This is a genomic window from Microbispora bryophytorum (assembly GCF_006874465.1).
In the GTDB taxonomy this organism is placed as follows: domain Bacteria; phylum Actinomycetota; class Actinomycetes; order Streptosporangiales; family Streptosporangiaceae; genus Microbispora; species Microbispora bryophytorum.
In genome coordinates this window covers 1-18,398 of record NZ_VIRL01000009.1, presented here as the reverse complement: position 1 = coordinate 18,398, position 18,398 = coordinate 1, and the positions used below count along the sequence as shown (strand labels likewise).

Here is an 18,398-nt window from a genome sequence, read left to right as displayed (position 1 = left end):
CGGTCCGGCAGGCTCAATCGAGGAGATCGGGGTCGGAGGCGAGGATCTGGTCCAGCAGGGGCTGGAAGTTGATCCAGCCGACGACGTCGTTGCCGATCTGGCCGTGGGTGAGCTTGGCGTTCTCGTGCGAGATGGGCACCGTCGGCCCGGCGGCCTTGGCCGCGAGCTGCGCCTGGCAACTGCGTTCCATCGTGATGAACCACCAGGCCGCCGCCTCGACGCTGTCGCCCACGGTCAGCAGCCCGTGGTTGCGCAGGATCACCGCCTTGTGCGAGCCCAGCGCCTGCGCGATGCGGCGGCCCTCCTCGGTCTCCACGACCACCCCGGTGTAGTCGTCGAACAGGGCGTGGTCCTCGTAGAACGCGCACGCGTCCTGCGTCAGCGGCTCCAGCAGCGTGCCCAGCGCCGACAGGGCCTTGCCGTACACGGAGTGGGAGTGGGCGGCCGCGACCACGTCGGGCCTGGCCTGGTGGACCATCGAGTGGATGGCGAACGCCGCCTGGTTGACGTGGTGGCGGCCCTCCACCACCTGGCCCTCGTGGTTGACCAGGATCAGGTCGCCGACCTTGATCTGCTTGAACGACATGCCGAACGGGTTCACCCAGAAGTGATCGGTGTGCTCCGGATCCCGGGCCGTGATGTGGCCGGCCACCCCCTCCTCGAAGCCGAACCTCCCGAACAGGCGCAGCGCCGCCGCGAGCCGTTCCTTGCGGTGGCGCCGCTCCTCCTCCACGGTGTCGAATTTCGGCGGCAGCCGGAAGGTGAGCTGATCGGCGGGCACGGGTTGCAGGTCGGACAGGCTCATCGGGGCTCCCAAGGCTCGTGAGGCGTACTGCTCTTCAGCCTGTCTCCGGCACCTGTCTCCTGTCCATGCCGAAGCCGAATCCTCTTCGGTCGACTCGGGGGTTCGGCCCTGTCCGATGGGGCAGTGGGGGTCGGCCGAAACCGCGTAAGGTGCATGCAGCGTGAGAGACGGGAGGTACCGATGCGGCTGGAGGCGGTCTTCTTCGACGTCGGAGAGACCCTGGTGGACGAGACCCGCGAGTACGGCACCTGGGCCGACTGGCTGGGCGTCCCGCGGCACACCTTCTCCGCCGTGTTCGGCGCCGTGATCGCACGCGGCGGCGACTACCGGGACACCTTCCAGCACTTCCGGCCCGGCTTCGACCTCCACAAGGAGCGGGAGCGCCGGGCCCGGGAAGGCCGGCCCGAGACGTTCGGCGAGGAGAACCTCTACCCCGACGCCCGGCCCTGCCTGGCCGAGCTGCGGGATATGGGGCTGCGCGTCGGCCTCGCCGGCAACCAGACCGCCCGTGCCGAGACCATCCTGCGCGCCCTGGACCTGCCGGTGGACGTGATCGGCACGTCCGACGGCTGGGGCGTGGAGAAGCCGGACGCGTCCTTCTTCGACCGCGTGGTGGCGGAGGCCGGCTGTCCCGCGGGGTCCGTCCTCTACGTGGGCGACCGCCTCGACAACGACATCCGGCCCGCGCAGAAGGCCGGGTTACGCACCGCCCTCGTACGGCGGGGTCCCTGGGGCCACATCCTCCGCGACGAGCCGGCCGCCCGCGCGTGCCTGTTCCACGTCGACTCGCTGGCCGAGCTGCCCGCCCTGATCCGCAAGCACAACGGCGACTGATCGCTCAACCGGCCTCGGTGAGGTCGATCTTGGCGGCCAGGTCCGCCACTACGCCGAGCAGGTTCCGTACGGCCTGCCGGTCGCGCGCGGGATGCCAGGCCATGACGGTCTCGGCCCGTTCATCGGCGAGCGGCACGAAGACGACCCCGCTGCGCCGGAGGCTGTGTGCCGACCGGGCGAGCCGGGTGACGCCGACTCCGGCGGCGACCAGGCCGAGCAGGCTCGGCACGCCGTCGGCCCGCTGTACGACCCGCGGCTCGAAGCCCGCGGCGCGGAAGTCCTCGTCGTACTTCCGGTGCCACGGCTCCCACGAGCCGCGCGGGGTGAGCACCCAGGGCTCGCCGGCCAGATCGGCGAGCCGCAGCTCGGCCCGCCCGGCGAGCGGGTGGCCCGCCGGCAGGACCGCGCAGACGGGCTCGGCGACCAGCGTCGCGGTCACCAGGTCGCCGACCAGCGGCGGCCGGGTGAACGCCGCGTCGTACCGGTCCTCGCGCAGGCCCGCTACAAGGCCGGCGATGCCGACCGCCTCGGCGAGCAGCTCGACGTCCGGATAGCGCTCCCGGAACGCGCGGACGACCGGCGGCATCATGTAGTTCGCGGTGGAAACGAGGAAGGCGACCCGAAGCCGGCCGATCTCACCGCGCATCGCCTTTCTGGCGGTCTCCAGGGCCGCGTCCGCGCGAGCCAGGACGGCCTGCGCCTCGGGCAGGAACACGCGGCCGACCTCGGTCAGGCGGGTGCCCCGGGTGTCGCGGTCGAACAGCCGCGCGCCGAGGGCGTGTTCGAGCGCCGCGATCTGCTGCGACAGCGACTGCTGGGCGATGTGCAGCTCCCGTGCGGCGACGGTGAAGCTCAGATGTTCGGCCACGGCGACGAAGTACCGCAGATGACGCAGCTCGGGGGTCACAGGCTCCGACTGTAACCGCTGCAGGAGACGAGTGTTGGCCACGCGTTGCCCGCTCGAGAAAGAGTGGTCGCACTGATCACGAAGACGAGGAGCGGGACCATGACCGGACGGGTGTGGTTGATCACCGGATGCTCGGCGGGCTTCGGCCGGGAGCTGACCGTGGCCGCCCTGGCCGCCGGTGACCGGGTGATGGCGACGGCGCGACGCCCCGAGACGCTGGCGGACCTGGAGGCGATGGGCGGCGAGCGGGTGCGCACCGCCCGGCTGGACGTCACCGACGCCGCGTCCATAGACGCGGCAGTGGCCGCGGCCCTGTCGTCCTTCGGCCGGATCGACGTCGTGGTGAACAACGCGGGCCACGGGTCGGTGGGGGCCGTCGAAGAGCTCGACATGGCCGATCTGCGCGTGCTGATGGAGATCATGTTCTTCGGGGCGGTGGCCGTGACCAAGGCTGTCCTGCCGCATCTGCGCAGGCAGAGGAGCGGGACGATTGTCCAGATGAGCTCTATGGGCGGGCAGCTCAGCATGCCGGGGTTCGGCGCCTACTGCGCCGCCAAGTTCGCCCTGGAGGGAATGTCGGAAGCGCTCGCCGCCGAGGTCGCACCCTTCGGCGTACGGGTGCTGATCGTGGAGCCGGGCGCGTTCCGCACCGAGTTCGGCGGCTACCGCATGCACCGCTCGGAGCAGATCGACGCCTACCGGGTGTCCACGGGCGCGACCCGGGCCTCGGTGGACGAGATGGACGGCGCTCAGCCGGGGGACCCGGCCAAGGCCGCGCAGGCGATCCTCCAGGTCCTCGACCACGACGAGCCTCCGCTGCGGCTCGCCCTGGGCGACGATGCGGTGGACTCCATCCGCGCCCACCACGAGACGCTCCGCGCCGACCTGGACGGCTGGGAGAAGCTCAGCCGGGCGACGAGCATTTAGAGTTGCCGGGGTGACAGTTGATCACGACGCCGACCTCGTGCCGCTGCGCGGCCGGACATGGGGGACGGCAGGCCACCGGGACGCGCTGACCGACCTCGTCAGGCTCGGCTGGACGCCGTGCGGGGTGGGTGACTGGGCCGTCGGGCTGCGTTCGCCGGGCGGCCTGCTCGCGGCGCGCGTCTGCCCCTTCGACCCGGCGTACCCCGCCTTCCTGGAGCTGTGCCGCCGCTGCCCGGACAATCCGTACCTGCCGCGGGTGGCGCTCGCCGAGTCGCTCGACGGCGGCGGCTTGCTCACGGTCCTGGAGTTCCTGGCTCCGGTCGAGCAGGCCGAGGCGGAGCAGGTCGCCCGGCGGTGGCGCGAGGGGGCGGGCGACGAGGCGTTCGACGCCGTACGGCGCACCGGCCTCGCCGTGGACGAGGAATGGCGGGCGCGAATGCCGTGGTGGGACGGGATCGACCTCAACCGCGGCAACGTCCGCCGGGCGGTGGACGGGAGGATCGTGCTCGTCGACGTGTTCTGCATGGATGGGGCGTCGCTCTACCGCCAGGTGCTCGACGATTCCGCCGTCGTGCGCGAGCGCCTGTCCGCCGCAGAGACGCGCCACCTGCTGGACATCCCGTACATCGCCCGCGAGAGCACCCCGGGCGAGATCGAGGCGCTGCACGCGGCGTGGCGGGCGGGGGCCGTCGTCACATCGTGAGTTCGGGGTGACGGGACCGGCCGAGGTCGGTCAGCCGCTCGTTCAGCGCCCGCGTCTGCCCCGCGGGTGGCAGGACCTTCAGCACGCCGTGGACGCGGTCGTGCCCGATCGCGTACCACTGATCCTCCAGCGCGTCGACCGCCTGCCGGAGGTGTTCGGCGGCCTGGTCACCGTCGGCGTGGGCGTGGGCGGCGGCGAGGTCGGCGAGCAGCACCGAGCGCTGCTTGCCGCCGTTCGAGCCCAGGTCGTCGAGCGCCTTGCGCAGTCGGCGGGTCGCCTCCTCGTGGTTGCCCGCGGTCAGCGCGCTGTAGCCGGCGAACCCGTCGAGCCTGGCCCGCTCGAAGAAGTCCAGCCATGGGGGATCGTCGCCGTCCGCGTCCACCATCTGGTCGGCGCGGTCGATGTGGCGCATGCACTCTTTCGGCTCGCCGCAGCGGGCCGAGATCTCCGACGCCACGCAGTGCAGCCATGCCCTCGTGAGCGGGCCGACGCCGTGCCAGGCGTGTGCGAACGCCGCGTCCAGCAGGCCCAGGGCGTCCGTACGGTTGCCCTCGAACCCCGGCACGAACGCCGCGTGGGCGAGCACGGCGGCGGCGAGCGGATGGTCACCGCACTCCCGGGTGGCCGACAGGGCCATCCGGTAGAGCCGCGCCGCGGTGGGACCGTCGTTTAAGTCGAAGAAGGCGACCCTGCCCGACAACAGGGCCGAGCGGGCGGCCGCCTCGGCCAGCGTCTGCCTGACCGCCCCCTCCGGCGCCCCCCGCAGCAGGCTCATGCCGAGCCTGGTGTGCGCGACCGACGCCTGGAAGATGTCGTCCGGCGGCGAGGTCCAGTAGAGGGCCGCCTGTTTGTCGACGACCCGGGCGAACGCCTCGGCAGACTCGGCGTCGACCCCGCGCCCGCGTTCCACCGCCACGGGAAGACGCTCTCCGCCCTCGCCGAGGAGCGGGGCGAGCACGCCCGCGCCGAAGAGCCCCCGCAGGAACGTGGAGCGGTCGATGCCATCTGCGACGAACATGCTCAGCAGCCTCCGTATCTCGTCCACCACCTCCGTGACGGGCCGCATGGCCATCTCGTCGGGGGTGAGCAGTCCCAGCTCGCTCGCGGGCTTGTCGAAAATCGTCACGAGATGCTTGCGGTAGCGCGGATCCGGCCACCGCTCCCCGGTCTCCCACCGCCGCACCGTGTTGGCCGTCAGGCCGGTGTCCTTCTCGTCGCACGACCGCATGGACGTACGGATGCGCTCGCACAGCTCCTCGTAGGACCACCCGCGCTGCAGGCGTTCCCACGCGAGCCGGCGGTTCGGCGGATGGCGGTGGTTGGCCGGCATGTCGCACCTCTCCTCGCACGACCGCAAGCACGCTGTGTCAGCGTGACACGCTGACACTACGGGAGATTCTGTGTTCGCGCGGCTACCGGCTGTGATTGGACGTCCCCTGGCTGATACTCCAACCGCTTCAAAAGCGCTTAGCTTGGCCCACTTCCGCGAGCAGCCGTTGGAGATGGGTGACATGACCACGTTGGAGGACATCGCACGGGTCCATACCGGCTGGATCATCTGGCGGTCGGACGTCGGCCGCTGGTGGGCGACCAGGCGAGGGCCGGTGGACCTCGACGCGATCCGCATGGGATGCGCGATGACGCTCGACGCCGACGACCCCGAGGCCCTCGACGCCGTTCTGGCCGCTCAGGCCGAGCTGATCGCCGAGTTCGCCGCCGACCGCGCCGCCGCCGGGTGACCGGGGGCCGCGGCGCGGTCAGCGGCCGTGCCGGAGACGGTCCTTGATGTAGTCGACGACGTGGACCGCGCAGGCGCCGGCAGCGGCGCCTGCGCGATCGGTGAGGGCCGCGACAGGTCCATCAGGCCGGCCCTCCGCTGTTCAGACGAGGAGATCGGGCCGAAGGACCTCCTCCTGGAGGATGCGCTCGATCTCCTTCTCGTCCGCATTGTGTCCCGTCTGCCGCCGCAGTTCCTTACGTACGGCGTCGAGGATCACCGGCGTGAGGAGAACTCGGATGAGGGACTTGGGGGCCGTCGCCGCGCGGGCCTTCCACAGGTCGTCTATCAGGCGGCGCTTGAACGCCTCCTTGCTGAGGTAGAAGAGCGCGTCGGCCTTCCCGGTCAGCCCGCCTTCGTCGAGGAGATCGACCTGCAGGGCCAGGTCGATGACGACGGGGAGGCCGCCGGTGAGGTGGTAGACCTGCCACACCTGCCCGTTCGTCAGCACCATCCATTCGACGCCCTCGTTCACCGCGTACATCTGCACCTGCCGCAGGTGCTCGACGCCCAGTTTCTGCGTGCACCGCTTGACCTCGATGAACGCGGCGAGCTGCTTGTCCACGCGGATCCCGTAGTCGGCGAATTCCCCTTTGACCTGATATTCGGTTGTGAGGTCGTCGTATTTGTCGTATCCCAGTCCTTCGCAGAGGAAATCGGTGATGAGCAGCCGGGTGTCGCCCTCGTTGGCGTCGCGGGCGATGAGGTCGCTGAGCGGCTTGCCGTACCGGCGGATCGCCGTGCGAATGCGAGTACGCGCCTCGGATTCCCATTTCGGCATGGTCCGGGGCGTCGCGGGCGCCTTCCGGGGCCCGCGTGCGTCGCCCTCGTGGGTCTCGGACGTCTGATCGCTCATCGGTGGGCCTTCTCCTCGCTGCGGCTCGGGCCGTTTCGCGGTGACGGGTTGTAACGGTGTTGGACGCGCTTCCGCTCCCGCATGGTGTGCCGCCGGTCTCCGCGTAGGGGGGTTCCGGCTTCAGGTGCATCTCGCTATAGTGCAGATTGCAGTACTGCAATGGGGGAGTGATGGCGCGAGGACGGGCGGACAGGGACCTGGTCGGGCTCACGGTGCTCGCCCTGCTGTCCGTACGGCCCGCCCACCCCTATGAGCTGCACCGGTTCGTCATCGACACCCACAAGGACTACATCAGCGGCCTGCCGCGCAGCCTCTACCACGCGGTCGACCGGCTGGCCCGCGAGGAGCTCATCGCCCCCGTGGAGACCAGCAGGGAGGGCCGCCGGCCGGAGCGTACGGTCTACCAGCTGACGGAGGAGGGGCGGGCCGAGCTGGGCACCAGGCTCCGCCGTCTCCTGGAACAGCCGGACGGCGACACCAAGGTCTTCCTGGCCGCGGTGTCGCTGATGGGATGCCTTCCGGTCCCCGAGGCGGAGCGGGCGCTGGGCACCCGCGCCGCCACTCTGGAGGGCGCCATCGTCTCCGCCGACGCGCACATCGAGGCGCTCACCGGCTCTGGCCTGCCGCGCGTGCTGGTCCTCGAAGTGGAGTACGACCGGGCGATGAAGGCCGCCGAGCTGGAGTGGGTCCGCGCGACCCTCGCCGAGATCCGGTCCGGCCACGTCTCCTGGAGCGTCGACTCGAACGCCGGGCAGCTCGACCGACAGTGACGCGCCGGCCGGATGCGCCAACATCCGGCCGGCGCCGGACCCGACCACCGCGAAGCGGCCGATCAGGACTCGCACCCCAGAGGATAGGCGGCTTCGCGGTCATCCGAGAGGAGCCGTAACCATGTCCGACGACATCCACCGCCTGCTCGACGCGCTGACCGCGGCCTGGAACGACGGAGACGCCGCCGCCTTCGCCGGGCTGTTCACCGAGGACGCCGACTACGTGACGTATTTCGGGGCCCGTATGGAGGGCCGGCAGGCCATCGAGGACAGCCACCGGGCGCTGTTCGAGGGGCCGCTGAAGGGGTCCCGGCTGGGCGCACCGGCCGCCGCGCCGCCGCTGCGGAAGATCCGCTCGCTGAGCCCGGACGCGGCACTGGTCGTGACCACCGGGGGCTCGGGCCTGCCGGACGGCACGGCCGACCCCGGCCGCGACTCGATCATGACGTTCACTGCGGTCAGGGCGGGCGACGGCTGGCGCTTCGCGTCGTTCCAGAACACGCGGATCGGCATGCCGTGACGTCGGCGGGAACCCTCCTGTGCGAGGTGCGCGGCGTCGTCGAGGCGCCGGTCGAGCGCGTGGCCGCCCTGCTCCTGCGCGTACGGCCGGGGCCGGTGGGGCGGGACAACTGCCTCCCGTTCGCCGCCCACGGCGGGACGCTCACGGGCGGGCCGGACCGCTTCGTCCTGGCCGCGCCCGGCCACGCGATGACGGTCGAGGTAGGCCCGGATCTGCTGGCCGCGCAGGGCGGCTGGTGGTACCGCGGGGAGTATCGCCTCGCGCCCGATCCGTCCGGCACGCTGCTGGTCCACCAGGTCCGCAACGTGGCCGAGCGCCTTCGCTGGGGAGTGCCGCTCGCCAACGGGTTCTTCCGGGGACTCGGGCCGCGGACGCGCGACGGCTTCGCCGTACTGCTCGACCGGGTGGGCGCCGAGCTGGGCTGCCAGGTCCGCCTGCTGGGCGGCCGCTGAAGGAGGTCACCGGACCGGCCCGTGAAGGGCCGGTCCGTCAGCCCTTATCCGCGCCCTCGTTGGCGCCGCGTACGAAGTAGCGCTGGAACACCACGAAGATGACCGCCACCGGGATCGTGGCGAGCACGGCGGCGCCGAGCTTGAGCGGATACTGCGTGCCCTTGCCGAGCGAGCCGCTGACCAGGTCGGCGATTCCTCGCGGCAGCGTGAACAGCTCCGGGCTCTGCACCGCCACGAGTGTGTGCGCGAACTCGTTCCAGCTGCCCTGGAAGGAGATGATCGTCAGGGTGATCAGGGCCGGTCGCGCCATCGGCAGCACCACCGACCAGAACGTCCGCCACACCCCCGCGCCGTCGATGCGCGCGGCCTCCTCGACGCTCACCGGGACCGACTCGAAGAACTGTTTCATGATGAAGACGCCCGCGGCGTCCACGATCAGGGGCAGGACCAGCGCCGTGTAGCTGTCGTATATGCCGAACTGGTTGAGCACCAGGAACTTCGGCACGAACAGCACCACGGGCGGCACGGCCATGACCCCGATGACGGCGGAGAACAGCGCCTTGCGGCCGCGGAAGCGGATCCGCGCCAGCGCGTACCCGGCCATCGAGCACAGCAGCACCCGCCCGGCGGTGACCAGGATCGTCACCAGCACCGAGTTGCCCAGCCAGAGCGGCAGGTCGGTGTTGAGGAAGACCTTCTCGTAGCCGCCGGTCGTGAAGGGATGAGGGATGGGCGACAGCGCGTTCGCGGCGGCGTCCGGCTCGGTCTTGAACGAGTTCGCGACCTGGATCACGAAGGGATAGATGAAGACCAGCGCGAAGAAGACCAGCACGAAGTAGCCCGCGAAGGTGGAGGCGAGCGAGCGGGAGTCCCGGCGTTTCACGGTCACGACCTCCTCGTACGGCGGGCGGGGTCGCGGTCGCGCATGATCCACCGCTGGAGCAGCGCGAGCACGACGATGATGGCGAACAGCACGAACGAGATGGCCGTCCCCGAGCCGTACTCGAAGCTCCCGAAGGCCGTCTGGTACGACAGGAAGGCCGGGGTGAGGGTGGTCTTGGCCGGGTTGCCCTTGCTCATCACGTAGACCTGGTCGAAGACCTGCCAGGTCGCGATGAGACCGAGCGTCAGCACCAGGAACAGCGTGGGCTTCAGCAGCGGGAGCGTGATGTGCCGGAACCGCTGCCAGCGCCCGGCGCCGTCGAGCATGCCGGCCTCCTCCAGCGTGACCGGGATGTCCTGGAGCGCGGCCAGGAACATCAACATGAACGTTCCCGACGTCGTCCAGACGACCAGCATGATGATCGTGCACATCGCCACGCTGGGCCCGGACAGCCACTCCCACCACGAGAGCCCGAACGGCCCGCCGCCCGTCAGCGCCGCCGGCGGATCGGCGGGATCAACCAGGCCGAGCCCTCCGAGCAGCAGATGGAGCACGCCCCGCGAGTCGGAGAACCACTGCGGGCCGTCGATTCCGAACAGCTTCAGCAGGCCGGTCACCGCGCCCGAGTTGGCGAAGATGAACAGGAACACCACGCTGATCGCGACCGAGCTGGTGACCGAGGGGAAGAAGAACGCGGCGCGGAAGAACGTCTTCCCCTTCAGCATCCTGCTGTTCACGATCACGGCGAGGCCCAGCGCCAGCACCGTCTGGGCCGGCACGACGATCACGACGTAGTAGAAGTTGTTGCGCACGCTGGTCATGAAGTCCTGGCGGGCCAGGCCGTCCTCGGTGAACAGCCGGGTGTAGTTGTCCAGCCCCACGAACGGCACGCCCGAGCGGAACGGGCTGCCCTGGCCGTTCCAGTCGGTGAGGCTGACCCACATCGCCATCAGGATCGGCAGCAGCAGGAACAGGCCCAGGATCACCACCACCGGTGCCACGAACAGCCAGCCCGCGATGTTCTCCCGTACGGCCGCGCTCAGCCGGGGCCCGGGCCGCGCGGCCCGTGGGGAGACGGGCGCGGGGGCGGGTGCGGTGTCGGCCACGGGGTCGGCCACGGTCACTCCTTCCGGTCGGCGGGGTCCCGGCCGTGACCGGCCGGGACCCGCACCGTCTCGCGTCAGCTCTCGCGTCAGCTCTTGCGTCAGCCGAGGGCGGCCTGGGTGTTCTTCTGCACGCGCTCCAGCAGCGCCTTCGGGTCGCTGGAGGCGAGCTTCTGGATGCCGGTGTCGAGGTCGGCCAGGACGCTGTCCATCTTCGCCGCGTTGACCGGGCCCTGGGCGTAGTCGGCGCCGTTCACGAACGGGCCGTCGGCGGGGAACTCCTTGGTGTAGACGTCCTTCGCCGACTGCCGCGAGGGCATGACCCCGAAGGCCCGGGCGAAGGCCATCTGCTGGTCGACGGTGGTCATCGCCTCGACGAAGTCGATCGCCTGCTGCTTGTACTTGCTCTTCGAGGAGATGCCCCAGCAGTTGGTGAACGACAGCGTGCCCTTGCCCTTGGGGCCGGCCGGAAGCTCGTGCACGCTGTACTTCACGTCGGGGAAGTCCGCCTTCAGCGCGCCCTTGATCCAGTTGCCCTCGACGGTCATCGCGGCCTTGCCCTTGCCGAAGGCCTCACCGCCCCAGCCCGCGTCGAGCTGGCTCGGGAACTGGGCGAGCTTTTCCTTGAGCAGCGACTGGACGTACTGCAGGGCCTTGAGGTTCTCCGGGCTGTCCGCCGTCGCCTGCTTGCCGTCGGGGCTGGTGATCCAGCCGCCCGCCTGCACCAGGAACGCGCCGACCCGGTCGCGGGTGTCGGCGATCGCGAGCGGCGTGACGCCCTCGGCCTTGAGCTTCTCGCTCACCGCGGTGAGCTGGTCCCAGGTCGTCGGCACGTCGCCCTCGCCCAGCCCGGCCTTGGCCCACAGATCGTCGTTGATCACCAGGGCGAGGGTGGAGAAGTCCTTCGGCGCGCAGTAGAACGTGCCGTCGTAGGTGAACGTGGTGCGCAGGCTCGGGTAGAAGTCCGACGCCCCGGACAGCTTGCCGGCGTACGGCTCCAGCGCGCCCACGCTCGCGTAGTCGGCGAACCGGGAGGCGTCCACGTAGAACACGTCGGGCGGGTTGTCGCCCGCGAACGCCTGGCCGAGCTGCTGGGCGAGGTCCTGCGCCGGGGTCACGGTCGCCGTCGAGCCGGACTTCTTCGCCCAGGCCGCGGCGGCGTCCTTCACCGCGGTGGTCTCCGCGTCGCCCGAGGAGCCGATGAGGATCTGCAAATCGGCTGGGCCGCCGCTCTGCTGGGCGGGAGCGGCCGCCTTGTCGTCGTCGAAACCGCTGCCGCAGGCGGCCGAGGAAAGGAGCACGGCGCAGGCGGCGCCGAGCACCGCCGTCCGCACGGTTCTGTTCTTCATGAGCATTCCCGATCTTCGTTGAGGGGGAGGACGCGCCGGTTCACGCCGACTGGCGGACGACCAGCGAGGGTTCGAGCAGCACGTTCGCCGGCGGTTCGCCGGGGTCCGCCTGGCCGTCGAGGAGTGTGGTGAGGAGCGCCACGCAGTGCGCGGCGGCCTGTGCCAGCGGCTGGCTCAGGCTGGTCAGGCCGACGGCCTTGGCCACCGGCGTGTCGTCGAAGCCGATCACCGCGACCGGTCGTTCCGCCGCGCCGCCCCCGGGCCCCCTGCCGGGCTGCCAGGCGAGGCCGGGGGAGCGGGCGGCGTGCAGCGCGCCGAGCGCGAGCGAGTCGCTGACGCAGACGAGCGCGGTCACCCCGAGGTCCGACCGCAGCAGGTCGTGGGCGGCCTTCTCGCCGTCGGCCACCCCGTCGCTGGTGGCCCGGCTCAGGCCGGCGGGGTCGACGCCCGCCGCGGCGAGCGTGCGCGCCCAGCCCTCGCGGCGGTCGTCGCCGACCCCGGAGCCGGACGGCCAGCCGAGGAAGCCGATCACGCGATGGCCCGCGTCGAGCAGGTGACGGGTGGCCGCGGCCGTGCCGGCCGCTCCGTCCACGTCCACCCACGCATGCGAAGCACTCGCGGAGTCCGCGCTCCAGGGGCGTCCGAAGGTGACGAACGGCACCTTGTGGTCCAGCAGCCAGGCGGTGCGCAGGTCGCCGTGGTGGGTGCTGGTCAGCACGAACGCGTCCGGCTCGTACGCGCCGAGCAGGTCCTCGAACGTGTCGACCTCGGCCTGGTCGTCGTCCGCCGTGTAGAGCAGCACCCGGTAGCCGGACCGCGCGGCCGATTCGGTCAGGCCGTGCAGGAAGCGGTCGAGCACCGAGCCGTTGATGCCGTCGCGGTCGGGCTCGATCCGGATGGCGATCAGCCGGGACCGGCCCGTACGCATCTGGCGGGCGGCCTGGTTGACCCGGTAGCCCAGTTGCTCAACCGCCCGCAGCACCCGCTGCCTGGTCTCCTCGCGGACGATATCCGGGCTGTTCAGGGCGTTCGAGACCGTCTGGCGTGATACGCCGGCGAGCCGGGCTACATCGCCGATTGTCACCTTTTCGGTCATGATCCGCCCTTCTGGGGGTTTGAACGTTCAAGGAGGAGTAAGGCATGATTAGATCGATCAAAATAAACTGAATGTTTCGCAATGTGCACCCCCGGCGACCACATGTCAAGGTCAAGGCCGGGACGATTCGATCCAGGAGGGCCCATCGGTGCTCGTCGGAGCCACGCCCGGTCCGGGCAGCGAGTTCGCCGCCACGGCGTATCGCCTGCAACCGCCACTGCACGAGCTGGTCGGCACCGTCATGGCGCCGACCGGAGCGCTGAGCGGCGCTGACGGCCAGATCCGCCCCTTCGGCGTCCAGGGGCTCTTCCACGCCGACCACCGGGCGCTGTCGCAGGCGAGGCTGCTCGTCGACGGCCGCGAGCCCGAGGCCATCGGCCACGTCCACGAGGAGGCCGGGCGCACCCGGTTCGTCTCGCTGGCCCGCTGGCTCGGCGACCCCCACCCCGACCCCACCGTGCGGCTCGAACGCGTCCGCGTGGTCGGCGCGCGCGGCATGAGCGAGCACGTCGAGATCACCTCAACCGCCTCTGTGGCCGTGACCGCATCGGTCACCGTCGAGCTGAGCTGCGACTTCGCGCCGATCGAGGTGGTCAAGTCGGGCGGCGACACCGTCCCGGCCGAGCCCGGCCACAGGGAACCCGGCGGGCTGTCGTGGCGAAACGGCGGCATCCGGGTCACGGCCGTCGGCGAGGACGCCCGCGCGGAGACCGGCGGCGGCGGCCGGTTGCGCTGGGACCTGTTCCTGCCCCCGGGCGGGACCGCGACGCTGCGCTGGGAGGTCGTCGTGGACGACCCCGCCGCCGTCGTCGTCGCTCCGGCCAGGACGCTGGAGTGGAGCAAGCCCGAGGTCACCGCCGCCGACCGGCGGCTGACCCGGCTGCTGCACCAGTCGCTTGAGGATCTGCGGTCACTGCGGCTCGCGGAGACCGGCGCTCCCGAGGACACCTTCCTCGGCGCGGGGGTGCCGTGGTTCCTCACGCTCTTCGGGCGCGACAGCCTGTGGGCCGCCCGGATGCTGCTGCCGCTCGGCACCGACCTCGCCGCGGGCACGCTGCGGGTGCTCGCCCGGCGGCAGGGCACGCGGGTGGACCCGGCCTCGGGCGAGGCGCCGGGGAAGATCATGCACGAGCTGCGGCGGCACGAGTTCACCGTCGAGGGCAACGGCCTGCGGCTGCCCGCGGCCTACTACGGCACGATCGACGCCACCCCCCTGTGGATCAGCCTCCTGCACGACGCCTGGCGGTGGGGAATGCCCGAGCGCGAGGTGGCGGCGCTGCTGCCGCACATGGAGGCCGCGCTCGGCTGGCTCGCGGACTACGCCGACCCCGACGGCGACGGGTTCGTGGAGTACATCGACACCTCCGACCGCGGCCTGGCCAACCAGGGCTGGAAGGACTCCGGCGACTCCATCCGGTTCCGCGACGGGAGCCAGGCCAAGCCGCCGATCGCGCTCGTCGAGGTGCAGGGCTACGCGTACGAGGCGGCCAGGAACGCGGCGTCGCTGCTCGACGCGTTCGGCCGCCCCGGCGCCGAGCGATGGAACGCGCACGCCGACGCGCTGGCCGAGCGGTTCCGGGCCCGGTTCTGGGTGGACGGCCCGCACGGACGCTTCCCCGCGCTCGCGCTCGACACCGACAAGCGGCCGGTGGACGCGCTGACCAGCAACATCGGCCACCTCCTCGGCACCGGCCTGCTGTCGGAGGCGGAGTCGGCCCAGGTCGCGAGGCTGCTGGCCGCCCCGATGATGAGCGGCGGCTACGGGCTGCGCACGATGTCGTCCGGCGACGGCGGCTTCAGCCCGCTGTCCTACCACTGCGGCTCGATCTGGGCGCACGACACCGCGATCGTGCTCGGCGGGCTGGCCAGGGCCGGGTTCGCCGCGCAGGCGGCCGGGCTCGCCGAAGGACTGCTCGCCGCCGGGGAGGCGTTCGGCTACCGGCTGCCCGAGCTGTACGCCGGGGACGGCGCCGGCCCGCACCCGGGCTTCGGCAGGCCCATGCCCTACCCTGCCGCCTGCCGTCCCCAGGCGTGGTCGGCCGCCGCGGCGGTGGCGATCGCGCACGCCGCGCTGGGCCTGTATCCCGACGTTCCGGCGGGGCGGGTGCTGCTGCGGCCCATGGCCGGGGCGCCGCTCGGGGCGCTGGCGGCCCGGGGGCTGCGGGTGGCGGGCGCGGAGGTGAGCGTCGCCGTGGACGCGGCGGGCCGCGCCACCGTCACCGGCCTGCCGCCGGGGCTCGACCTCGACGTGGTGTGACGAGCTCGGTCGATTCGGGCGGCCTGGAACCCCTGCTTTCGCCCCGTGGACAGCGGCGAAAGCAGGGGTTCATATTGACATCGTCGTTCTGTAAAGAGAGCATTGCTCTCGTAACGGGGCGATGATCCGGCTCCGTTCGCCGTCCCGACGATGGGAGCCGTCATGACCTCCGTCCTGCCTGTCCGAGCCCGGCTGACCGGCCTGTCCTTTCTCGGGGCCGGGATCTTGTTTGTCCTGTATCCCGTGGTCCGGCCGTACTCCGACGAGACGTCGCTGTCCGGGGCCGCCGCGATGGCGTCGCCGGCCTGGATGGCGGCGCACCTGTTCGCGGTGGCCGGGTTCGTCCTGCTCGCGCTGGGAGTGCTCGGGCTGCACCTGCTGCTGGACCCGGTGCTCGACCGTCCGCTCGCGCTGCGTGCCGCCGTGGTGACATGGATCGGCGCCGGGCTGACCCTGCCGTACTACGGCGCGGAGGTCTTCGGGCTGAACGTCATCGCCGCGAGGGCGGTGCGGGACGGCGACGCGTCCCTGCTGGCGCTGGCCGACGAGTTCCGGTACGGCCCAGTGGCTGCCGCGATGTTCCTGATCGGGCTCGCGCTGCTCGGGGCCGGCGCGCTGCTGGCCGCGATCGCCGCCGCGCGGTCGGGGACGCTCCCTCGCTGGAGCGCCGCTCCGCTCGCCGCGGGGTTCCTGCTCTTCATCCCCCAGTTCTTCGCCACGCCCGCGATCCGCGTCGCTCATGGCGTGCTGATCGCACTCGGCGCGGTGTGGCTGGCCGTGGCGCTGTGGCGGCTGGGAAGGCGCTCCTCCTTGCCCGCAACATGATCGAATAGATGTTCTAATATGATGGCGTCATGACGGCTTTTCAGGCTTCGCTGCTGGACTGTGTTCCCGGACTGGACGAAGACGTCCGCGTCGGCCCGCTCGGTTCGTCGGTGCGGCGCACCTCGCTGGAGCGCGGCGCCTGGATCGACGTCCGGCCGCACTGGATCGAGGGGGCCGACGCGCTCTTCGAACGCCTGCTGGAGACGGTCCCCTGGCACGCCGAGCGCAGGCACATGTACGACCGGGTCGTGGACGTGCCGCGCCTGCTGAAGTTCTACGAGGAGGACGAGGAGCTTCCCGATGCGGTGCTGGTCCAGGCGAGGGACGCGCTCAACGCCCACTACGAGGAGGAGCTCGGCGAGCCGTTCCGCACGGCCGGGATGTGCCTCTACCGTGACGGCAGGGACAGCGTCGCCTGGCACGGCGACACCATCGGGCGGGGGAGCACGCAGGACACGATGGTCGCGATCGTGTCGGTCGGCACCCCGCGCCCGCTGCTGCTGCGCCCCCGCGGCGGGGGAGGCCCGGCGCTGCGGCACGAGCTGGGCCACGGCGACCTCATCGTCATGGGCGGGAGCTGCCAGCGCACCTGGGAGCACGCGATCCCGAAGTCGGCCAAGGTGAGCGGCGCCCGCATCAGCGTCCAGTTCCGCCCGGCGGGCGTGCGCTGAGGGCTTGCGCGGGCCTCGGGCCGGGGGGGCGGTGGGCGGGCCGTTGACAGGTGCGGTTTGCTGGTAGTCCTTGAGTAAGGCCGCGGCAAGCACCGGCCACGTCGCGCAAGAAAGGTCACGAATGACCCCGCACCCCTATGTCCCCGCCCCCGCCCGATACGACGACATGCGGTATCGGCGCAGCGGAAGGAGCGGCGTGCTGCTCCCCGAGATCTCCCTCGGGCTGTGGCACAACTTCGGCGACGGCCACCCGCTCGACACGCAGCGCGCCGTTCTGCGCCGGGCCTTCGACCTGGGCATCACGCACTTCGACCTGGCCAACAACTACGGCCCGCCGTACGGCTCGGCGGAGGAGAACTTCGGCCGCCACCTGCACGCCGACTTCCGGCCCTACCGCGACGAGCTGTTCATCTCGACGAAGGCGGGTTACGACATGTGGCCCGGGCCGTACGGCGAGTGGGGGTCGCGCAAGTATCTGCTGGCGAGCCTCGACCGGTCGCTGAGCCGGATGGGCCTCGACTACGTCGACGTCTTCTACTCCCACCGGCCCGACCCGGACACCCCGATCGAGGAGACGATGGGCGCCCTCGACACGGCGGTGCGCTCCGGCAAGGCGCTCTACGTGGGCATCTCGAACTACTCCGCCGAGCAGACCGAGCGGGCCGCCGCCGTGCTGCGCGAGCTGGGCACCCCGCTCCTGATCCACCAGCCGCGCTACTCCATGCTGGACCGCTGGGTGGAGGACGGCCTGCTGGACACGCTGGAGCGGGCCGGGGCGGGGTGCATCGCCTACTCGCCGCTGGCGCAGGGCCTGCTGACCGGACGCTATCTCGACGGCGAGGTGCCGGCCGACTCCCGGATGGCGATCGGCCACTTCCTCAAGCGCGACCGGCTCACCCCCGATCTGCTGGAGACCCTGCGCGGCCTCGGCAAGGTCGCCCGGGCGCGCGGCCAATCGCTCGCGCAGCTCGCGCTGGCGTGGATCCTGCGCGACCAGAGAATCACGTCCGTGCTGATCGGGGCGAGCTCGGTCGGGCAGCTCGAACAGAACGTCGCCGCCCTGGCCGCACCGGCGCTCACCGCCGAGGAGCTGTCCGAGATCGAGAGCCTGCTTTGACGCGCTCCCCAGCCTGAAGTGAAGGCTGGGGATTCAGCCTGTGCCGCGCGTGCGGCACTTCTGTGGCTTCCTGTTTCACCGGGTCCTGCCCTCCGCTAGGCGGCGGGTCTTACGGTCCCTCCGCAGGCGTTTAGCCTGTCCACCCGTCCGGCGGCCAGGATGTTGATCGCCGCATTGACGTCCCGGTCGTGGACGGCCCCACACGGGCAGGTCCACGACCGGACGGCAAGCGGCATGGACGGCTGGATGGCCCCGCAGGCAGAACACATCTTGGACGAGGGCAACCATCGGTCGATCTTGGCGAAGTGGCGGCCGTACCGGGCCGCCTTGTACTCCAGCATGGATACGAACTGCGACCAGCCCGCGTCGTGAACGGACTTCGCCAACCGGGTACGGCCGAGACCGGACACGGCCAAGTTCTCCACCATCACCGCTTGGTTGTCGCGGATAATCCGGGTGGAGAGCTTGTGCGCGAAGTCCCGGCGCGCGTCGGTCACCCTGGCGTGTGCGCGGGCGACACGGGCGACGGCCTTCTTCCTGTTCGCC

Annotated in this window: 20 protein-coding genes; 11 read left to right on the top strand and 9 right to left on the bottom strand. The window is 71.2% G+C overall.

Going from position 1 to position 18,398, the window contains the following annotated elements; translation table 11 throughout:
• Positions 1–13: 13 nt before the first annotated feature.
• Positions 14–805 (bottom strand): class II aldolase/adducin family protein, encoded by a 792-nt coding sequence (locus FLX07_RS17735; protein ID WP_142571926.1) that lies wholly within the window; start codon positions 803–805, stop codon positions 14–16.
• A 180-nt stretch (positions 806–985) separates the two neighbouring features.
• On the opposite strand from FLX07_RS17735, the gene FLX07_RS17730 reads away from it, so the two are divergent.
• The gene (locus FLX07_RS17730) at positions 986–1,639 is read left to right on the top strand and encodes an HAD family hydrolase (protein WP_142571925.1); all 654 of its coding nucleotides are present in this window, start codon (positions 986–988) and stop codon (positions 1,637–1,639) included.
• A 4-nt stretch (positions 1,640–1,643) separates the two neighbouring features.
• Here the strand turns inward: FLX07_RS17730 and FLX07_RS17725 are convergent, their stop codons facing one another.
• A complete protein-coding gene (locus FLX07_RS17725) occupies positions 1,644–2,546 on the bottom strand; it encodes a LysR family transcriptional regulator (protein ID WP_142571924.1) in 903 nt (300 codons plus the stop codon).
• A 99-nt stretch (positions 2,547–2,645) separates the two neighbouring features.
• On the opposite strand from FLX07_RS17725, the gene FLX07_RS17720 reads away from it, so the two are divergent.
• Together FLX07_RS17720 and FLX07_RS17715 are read left to right on the top strand one after the other, a co-directional pair.
• Positions 2,646–3,473, top strand: coding sequence for an oxidoreductase (locus FLX07_RS17720; RefSeq protein WP_142571923.1), 828 nt, complete (start codon positions 2,646–2,648; stop codon positions 3,471–3,473).
• 10 nt (positions 3,474–3,483) lie between these two features.
• Positions 3,484–4,176: a hypothetical protein gene (locus tag FLX07_RS17715; RefSeq protein ID WP_142571922.1), complete on the top strand. Its 693-nt coding sequence runs from the start codon at positions 3,484–3,486 to the stop codon at positions 4,174–4,176.
• Here the strand turns inward: FLX07_RS17715 and FLX07_RS17710 are convergent.
• The gene (locus FLX07_RS17710) at positions 4,166–5,506 is read right to left on the bottom strand and encodes a helix-turn-helix domain-containing protein (RefSeq protein WP_142571921.1); all 1,341 of its coding nucleotides are present in this window, start codon (positions 5,504–5,506) and stop codon (positions 4,166–4,168) included. The two genes, FLX07_RS17715 and FLX07_RS17710, sit on opposite strands and share 11 nt — an antisense overlap.
• Positions 5,507–5,687: 181 nt before the next feature.
• Here FLX07_RS17710 and FLX07_RS17705 point away from each other — a divergent pair, with 181 nt between their 5' ends.
• A complete protein-coding gene (locus FLX07_RS17705; RefSeq protein WP_142571920.1) occupies positions 5,688–5,915 on the top strand; it encodes a hypothetical protein in 228 nt (75 codons plus the stop codon).
• Positions 5,916–6,056: 141 nt separating this feature from the next.
• Here the strand turns inward: FLX07_RS17705 and FLX07_RS17700 are convergent, their stop codons facing one another.
• On the bottom strand, positions 6,057–6,809 hold the full coding sequence (locus tag FLX07_RS17700; RefSeq protein WP_142571919.1) for a type I restriction enzyme HsdR N-terminal domain-containing protein: 753 nt from the start codon (positions 6,807–6,809) through the stop codon (positions 6,057–6,059).
• Positions 6,810–6,979: 170 nt separating this feature from the next.
• Between FLX07_RS17700 and FLX07_RS17695 the strand changes: the two genes are divergently transcribed.
• The 3 genes from FLX07_RS17695 (at position 6,980) to FLX07_RS17685 (ending at position 8,551) form a co-directional block, all read left to right on the top strand.
• Positions 6,980–7,579, top strand: coding sequence for a PadR family transcriptional regulator (locus tag FLX07_RS17695; RefSeq protein WP_142571918.1), 600 nt, complete (start codon positions 6,980–6,982; stop codon positions 7,577–7,579).
• 121 nt (positions 7,580–7,700) lie between these two features.
• Positions 7,701–8,099 (top strand): SgcJ/EcaC family oxidoreductase, encoded by a 399-nt coding sequence (locus FLX07_RS17690; RefSeq protein WP_142571917.1) that lies wholly within the window; start codon positions 7,701–7,703, stop codon positions 8,097–8,099.
• On the top strand, positions 8,096–8,551 hold the full coding sequence (locus FLX07_RS17685; RefSeq protein WP_142571916.1) for a hypothetical protein: 456 nt from the start codon (positions 8,096–8,098) through the stop codon (positions 8,549–8,551). The genes FLX07_RS17690 and FLX07_RS17685 overlap by 4 nt, the downstream gene beginning before the upstream one ends.
• A gap of 37 nt (positions 8,552–8,588) precedes the next feature.
• Here the strand turns inward: FLX07_RS17685 and FLX07_RS17680 are convergent, their stop codons facing one another.
• The 4 genes from FLX07_RS17680 to FLX07_RS17665 form a co-directional block, all read right to left on the bottom strand.
• Complete coding sequence (locus FLX07_RS17680; RefSeq protein WP_229689830.1) at positions 8,589–9,440, bottom strand: carbohydrate ABC transporter permease; 852 nt, start codon at positions 9,438–9,440, stop codon at positions 8,589–8,591.
• Positions 9,437–10,552 (bottom strand): carbohydrate ABC transporter permease, encoded by a 1,116-nt coding sequence (locus FLX07_RS17675; protein ID WP_229689831.1) that lies wholly within the window; start codon positions 10,550–10,552, stop codon positions 9,437–9,439. Before FLX07_RS17675 ends, FLX07_RS17680 begins: the two co-directional genes overlap by 4 nt.
• An 86-nt stretch (positions 10,553–10,638) precedes the next feature.
• Positions 10,639–11,886: a sugar ABC transporter substrate-binding protein gene (locus tag FLX07_RS17670; RefSeq protein ID WP_142571914.1), complete on the bottom strand. Its 1,248-nt coding sequence runs from the start codon at positions 11,884–11,886 to the stop codon at positions 10,639–10,641.
• A 40-nt stretch (positions 11,887–11,926) separates the two neighbouring features.
• Complete coding sequence (locus FLX07_RS17665; RefSeq protein WP_142571913.1) at positions 11,927–12,982, bottom strand: LacI family DNA-binding transcriptional regulator; 1,056 nt, start codon at positions 12,980–12,982, stop codon at positions 11,927–11,929.
• Between the two features lie 148 nt (positions 12,983–13,130).
• Between FLX07_RS17665 and FLX07_RS17660 the strand changes: the two genes are divergently transcribed.
• The 4 genes from FLX07_RS17660 to mgrA all read left to right on the top strand — a co-directional run bounded on the left by FLX07_RS17660 (position 13,131) and on the right by mgrA (position 17,852).
• Entirely contained in the window at positions 13,131–15,239 is a 2,109-nt protein-coding gene (locus tag FLX07_RS17660) for an amylo-alpha-1,6-glucosidase (protein WP_229689832.1), read from the top strand.
• 162 nt (positions 15,240–15,401) lie between these two features.
• The gene (locus FLX07_RS17655; protein ID WP_142571912.1) at positions 15,402–16,064 is read left to right on the top strand and encodes a hypothetical protein; all 663 of its coding nucleotides are present in this window, start codon (positions 15,402–15,404) and stop codon (positions 16,062–16,064) included.
• 29 nt (positions 16,065–16,093) lie between these two features.
• Entirely contained in the window at positions 16,094–16,735 is a 642-nt protein-coding gene (locus FLX07_RS17650; RefSeq protein WP_142571911.1) for an alpha-ketoglutarate-dependent dioxygenase AlkB, read from the top strand.
• Between the two features lie 121 nt (positions 16,736–16,856).
• The gene (gene mgrA, locus FLX07_RS17645; RefSeq protein ID WP_142571910.1) at positions 16,857–17,852 is read left to right on the top strand and encodes an L-glyceraldehyde 3-phosphate reductase; all 996 of its coding nucleotides are present in this window, start codon (positions 16,857–16,859) and stop codon (positions 17,850–17,852) included.
• A gap of 95 nt (positions 17,853–17,947) precedes the next feature.
• Here mgrA and FLX07_RS17640 read toward each other — a convergent pair.
• The coding region (locus FLX07_RS17640; protein ID WP_142571909.1) for an RNA-guided endonuclease InsQ/TnpB family protein at positions 17,948–18,398 on the bottom strand (451 nt) is incomplete at its 5' end.